Below are 5,211 nucleotides of genomic sequence, written 5' to 3' on the forward strand. Positions count from 1 at the left end.
GATCACCGCGGCGCCGCGGATCCTCGCGGAGGAGACCGGCGACCAGCTGGCCGCGGCGGCGCGACTCGCCGCCGGGGATCCGCCCGCGGCGCTCGAGCAGGCCCGGCGCGCGGCCGACCGCTCGCGCTCGGCTCTGGACGAGGCGCTCGTCGATCTGGACGGACCGTCGGCGGCCGTGCCCGCGAGTCCGGGCGCCGACGCCTCCCTGAACGCGCTCCCGGCGGTCTGAGGCTGCCGCGCCCCGCGTGCCATAGTGAGGGTCATGGCGTCCTTCCTCGTTGTCCCGCAGTGGCAGGGCTCGGCGTCGACCCGCGCGATGCGCCTGGTCGACGGCGCCGAGGCGATCCGCGGCGACCTGCCCTCCTCCGCCACCGTCGCCGTCGAGATCCCCGCCGAGGCGGGCGACGCGCAGGACACCGGGATCCGCCGCTACGCCTCCGTCGCGACGACCGCCGAGCGCGTCCGCGAGGCGCTCGCCGGCCGGACCGGCCCGGTGATCACGATCGGAGGCGACTGCGGCGTCGAGTTCGCCGCGATCGGCCACGCCGTCCGCACCGCGGAGGGGCCCGTCGCCCTCGTCTGGCTCGACGCGCACCCGGATGCGAACACGCCCGCCACCTCTCCGAGCGGCGCCTTCTCGGGCATGGTCCTCTCGGCCGTCCTCGGCCGCGGCGTCGGCCTGCTCAGCGCGGAGGCCGGGGAGCGCGTCGAGGACGAGCGCGTCGTGCTCGGCGGCGTGCGCTCGATCGACCCGGGCGAGATCGACGGGCTCCTCGAGCGCGGTGCGCGCAGCCTCCCCGCCGACGAGCTCGATCCCGAGTCGCTCGTCGCCGCCGTCGAGGCCACCGGCGCCCGCTCCGTGTACGTGCACATGGACCTCGACGTCCTGGACCCGGCCGAGATCGCCGGGCTGTTCGACCCGGTCCCCTTCGGCGTCCCGGCGGCCCGGCTCGTCGCGAGCCTCGAGGCGCTGCGAGCGCGCTTCCCGCTCGCCGGCGCCGGAGTCACGTCGTTCGCCCCCGCCTCGCCCGCGGCCGCGGTCGACGACCTGCCCACGATCCTCCGCCTGCTCGGCGCGCTGGCCCGCGGGGCCTGAGCGACCACTCGGAATGCGGACCGTCGGACGGCGCGATGTCGGAGGCACCAGGCAGGATGGTCGGACGCGACCGAGCGGAGGACCGACGTGCGAGAGCCCAGCGTGAGCGAGCCCCGCGGGAGCGAGCCCGGCGTGAGCGGAACCGGCGTGAGCGGGCGGGGCGCGAGCGGCGACCGCCCGCGTGTGCGGACGGAGCGGCGCGGGCACGTGCTCGAGATCGTCCTCGACCGTCCCGAGAAGCGGAACGCCGCCGATCTGGCGATGCTCTCCGCCCTCGCCGGGGCGTACGGCGAGCTCGACCGCGACCCCGAGCTGCGCGTCGGCGTCGTCCTCGCCGCGGGCGAGCACTTCACCGCCGGGCTCGACCTGGCCGACATCGGCCCCCGGATCACCTCGGGCGGACTCGACTTCGTCCCCGAGGGCGGCCTCGATCCGTGGGGACTGCGGACGCGCCCCGTGTCCAAGCCCGTCGTCATCGGGCTGCAGGGCACGTGCCTGACGCTCGGCATCGAGCTCGCTCTCGCGAGCGACGTGGTGGTCGCGGAGGAGTCGACGAGCTTCGGCCAGATCGAGGTCGCCCGTGGCATCCTGCCGTTCGGCGGCGCGACGCTGCGCTTCCCGCGGGCCGCCGGCTGGGGCGACGCCATGCGCTGGATCCTGACGGGCGACTCCTTCGACGCCGCCGAGGCGCACCGCATCGGACTGGTGCAGCAGGTCGTCCGCGACGGAGGGGGCGCCGACGCCGCCCGAGCGGTCGCCGAGCGGATCGCCGCCCAGGCACCGCTCGCGGTGCAGGCGGCCCTCGCGAACGCCCGGCTAGCCCTGTCCTCCTCCGACGACGAGGCGGCGAGCGCTCTGCCCGCCGAGCTCGCCCGACTCGCCGCGTCCGAGGACGCCGGCATCGGCCTGCGCTCCTTCCTCTCGCGGACGACCGCGGAGTTCACCGGACGATGAGCGACGAGATCCTCGCCCCCGCGGCCGCCGCCCGTCCCGCCGCGGCCGCCCATCCCGCCGCGCACGCCTCCTCACTCGAGGCGCAGCAGGAGCGCGCCGCCCGCCAGCTCGAGGTGCGCCTGCGCTACGGCGACCAGGTGTGGGAGCTGCGGGAGGTCGACCACTTCGCCGTCTTCTCGCGCGCGAGCCGCGCCCGACGGGCCGGACGGGTGCTCGTCGCCTCCGGCTACGAGATCGCGATCTCCCGGCTGCGTCTGCGGCACGTCCTCGTCGCGAGCCACCACGCCGCGGTCCACGAGGAGGCCACCACGGCGTTCCTCCGCCAGGTCATCGACGCCGTCGAGAGCGAGGGCGGCCGCTACGACGGCTGGCGCGCCGAGATCGTGCCCGCCCACTGACCTCCCGCCGGCCGCGCCGGCACCCCCGCCGGGACGGAGCGTCCCGGCCAGCAGTCACGGGCGGACGCCCGAGAAGGATCCGGACACCATGAGCACCGACACCACCCCCGCCGACGAGTTCGACCTCATCGTCATCGGAGCGGGACCCGTGGGCGAGAACATCGCCGACAGGGCCGTCCAGGGCGGCCTCACCGCGGCGATCGTCGAGAGCGAGCTCGTGGGCGGCGAGTGCTCGTACTGGGCCTGCATGCCCTCCAAGGCGCTGCTGCGGGCCCCGATGGCGCTGCGAGCCGCACGCGATCTCCCCGGCGCCGCGCAGGCCGTGACCGGCGGGGTCGACGTGGCCGCGCTCCTCGCGCACCGCGACTCCGTCACGAGCGGCTTCGACGACCACGGCCAGGTGCAGTGGCTCGAGGGAGCGGGCATCGAGCTGGTGCGCGGGCACGGTCGCCTGAGCGGCGAGCGGGAGGTCACCGTGACCGCCCCGGACGGCACCGAGCGCGTCCTCCGTGCCCGGTCGGCCGTCGCCGTCGCGACCGGCACGACCGCCGTCGTCCCCGATGTCCCCGGACTCCGCGACGCCGCTCCCTGGACGAGCCGCGAGGCGACCAGCGCCGAGACCGTGCCGCCCAGGCTCGTCGTCATCGGCGGCGGAGTGGTCGCACTCGAGATGGCCACCGCGTACGCGGGGATGGGCTCCTCCGTCACCCTGCTCGCGCGCAGCGGGCTGCTCGCCCCCTTCGAGCCCTTCGCCGGCACGCTGGTCGGCGACTCGCTCCGCGAGCTCGGCGTCGACGTCCGCCTCGGAGCCTCGCCCGCCTCGGTCGAGCGCTGTGCCGACGGCACCGTCTCGGTCGCGCTCGAGAACGGCGGCACCGTCGAGGCCGACGAGATCCTCGCGGCCACCGGCCGGGCCCCGCACACGCGCGACGTCGGACTCGAGACCGTCGGCCTCGAGCCGGGCTCGTCCCTCACCGTCGACGACACGATGCTCGTGCTGGGCGCCGACGGTGCGCCGATCGGCGGCTCCACGCCGTGGCTCTACGGAGTGGGCGACGTGAACCACCGCGCGCTCCTCACCCACCAGGGCAAGTACCAGGCCCGCGCGGCGGGCGACGTCATCGTGGCCCGCGCCACCGGAGCCGAGGTGCACGACTCCGCGTGGGGCGCTCACGTCGCCACCGCCGACCACGAGGCCGTTCCGCAGGTCGTCTTCACCGACCCCGAGGTCGCCTCGGTCGGCCTCACGGCCGCGGCCGCCGAGAAGGCCGGCTACCGCACTCGCGTCGTCGACTACGAGATCGGCTCCGTCGCCGGAGCCTCGCTCGCCGCGGTCGGCTACACGGGCACCGCGCGCATGGTCGTCGACGAGGACCGCCGCGTCGTGCTGGGCGTCACGTTCGTGGGCAAGGAGGTCGGCGAGCTCCTCCACTCGGCCACGATCGCGGTCGTCGGCGAGGTGCCGCTCTCGCGGCTCTGGCACGCCGTCCCCTCGTACCCGACGATCAGCGAGGTGTGGCTGCGCCTGCTCGAGACCTACGGCCGCGAGAGCGCGTGAGCACGCTCCGCAGGGCGGTCTCGGCTGTCGCCCTCCATCCCGTGATCACCCGCCCCGGGTACCTCTTCGGGTGCGCGGTCGGGCTCGCCTGGGGCGCCGTGTGGAGCACCGGGCGGATCGAGCGGCGGAACGGCCTCGTCGTCTTCCGCGGCATGCCGGACTGGTCCTACGGTCGGGGCGGCTCGTGCGTCGGCACGAGCTACTTCACCGGCACCAACGCCTCGGACCGCGTCCTCGAGCACGAGGCCGTGCACAAGCAGCAGTGGAAGCGCTACGGGATGTGGTTCCCGTTCGCCTACCTCGTGGCGGGTCGCGATCCGCTGCGCAATCGATTCGAGATCGAAGCCGGTCTCGAGAAGGGCGGATACCTCCGTGGTCGCTGACATGAAGGGGCGCGTCGTCGTGCTCACCGGAGCGAGCTCCGGAATCGGGAGGATCGCCGCGGGCGAGCTGTCGCGAGCGGGGGCGACCGTCGCGGTGGTCGGCCGCAACGCCGAGCGCACCCGCTCGGTCGCCGCCGATGTCGGAGGCGTGCCCTTTGTGGCCGACTTCGACCGGCTCGACGACGTGCGCGCGCTCGCGAGCGCGCTGCTGGAGCGCTTCGACGGGATCGACGTGCTGGCGAACAACGCCGGCGGCCTCGTGTCGGAGCGGGGGGTGTCGGCCGACGGCTTCGAGCGGACGATCCAGAGCAATCACCTGGCGCCGTTCCTGCTGACCCGCCTGCTGCTGCCGCGCCTCATCGAGACGGGCGCCTCCCGGCCCGGAGCGCGGGTCGTCTCGACCGCGAGCGTCGCCAACCGGTTCGGGCGCCTGGACCTGGAGGACCTCGACCGGAGGAAGGGGCCGTGGCTGGGCGGATGGCGCGCCTACGGGACGTCCAAGCTCGCGACGATCCTCTTCGTCCGGGAGCTGGCCGAGCGCCTCCTGCCCACCGCCGTGGACGCCTACTCGTTCCACCCCGGATTCGTGGCCACCGGCTTCGGCGCCGACTCCCGCCTGATGAAGACGCTCCAGACCCTGACCTCGGGCTCCTACGGCATCACCGCCGAGGCGGGGGCGGTGCCGCTGATCACGCTCTGCTCCGAGCCCGACGTGGGAGCCGCGAGCGGCACCTACTTCGACGGCTTGAGGCCCGGCGGCGCCGTCGCACCCCAGGCCCGCGACCGCCGCCTCGGCACCGACCTCTGGGACCTCTCGAGCCG

General features: G+C 75.1%; 7 protein-coding genes. All 7 read left to right on the forward strand.

Going from position 1 to position 5,211, the window contains the following annotated elements:
* On the forward strand, positions 1 to 229 hold a 229-nt coding region (locus NB037_RS18530; RefSeq protein ID WP_251948400.1), incomplete at its 5' end, for a hypothetical protein.
* Between the two features lie 33 nt (positions 230 to 262).
* A complete protein-coding gene (locus NB037_RS18535; RefSeq protein WP_251948402.1) occupies positions 263 to 1,096 on the forward strand; it encodes an arginase family protein in 834 nt (277 codons plus the stop codon).
* A gap of 132 nt (positions 1,097 to 1,228) precedes the next feature.
* Positions 1,229 to 2,050, forward strand: coding sequence for a crotonase/enoyl-CoA hydratase family protein (locus NB037_RS18540; RefSeq protein ID WP_251948405.1), 822 nt, complete (start codon positions 1,229 to 1,231; stop codon positions 2,048 to 2,050).
* A complete protein-coding gene (locus NB037_RS18545) occupies positions 2,047 to 2,448 on the forward strand; it encodes a ribonuclease E inhibitor RraB (protein WP_251948407.1) in 402 nt (133 codons plus the stop codon). The genes NB037_RS18540 and NB037_RS18545 overlap by 4 nt, the downstream gene beginning before the upstream one ends.
* A gap of 88 nt (positions 2,449 to 2,536) precedes the next feature.
* Entirely contained in the window at positions 2,537 to 4,006 is a 1,470-nt protein-coding gene (locus NB037_RS18550; protein ID WP_251948409.1) for a dihydrolipoyl dehydrogenase family protein, read from the forward strand.
* On the forward strand, positions 4,003 to 4,389 hold the full coding sequence (locus NB037_RS18555) for a Fe-S oxidoreductase (protein WP_251948411.1): 387 nt from the start codon (positions 4,003 to 4,005) through the stop codon (positions 4,387 to 4,389). The genes NB037_RS18550 and NB037_RS18555 overlap by 4 nt, the downstream gene beginning before the upstream one ends.
* On the forward strand, positions 4,379 to 5,211 hold an 833-nt coding region (locus NB037_RS18560), incomplete at its 3' end, for an SDR family NAD(P)-dependent oxidoreductase (RefSeq protein ID WP_251948413.1). The genes NB037_RS18555 and NB037_RS18560, both read left to right, overlap by 11 nt.

Source organism: Rathayibacter rubneri, from assembly GCF_023743255.1.
GTDB classification, from domain to species: Bacteria; Actinomycetota; Actinomycetes; order Actinomycetales; family Microbacteriaceae; genus Rathayibacter; species Rathayibacter rubneri.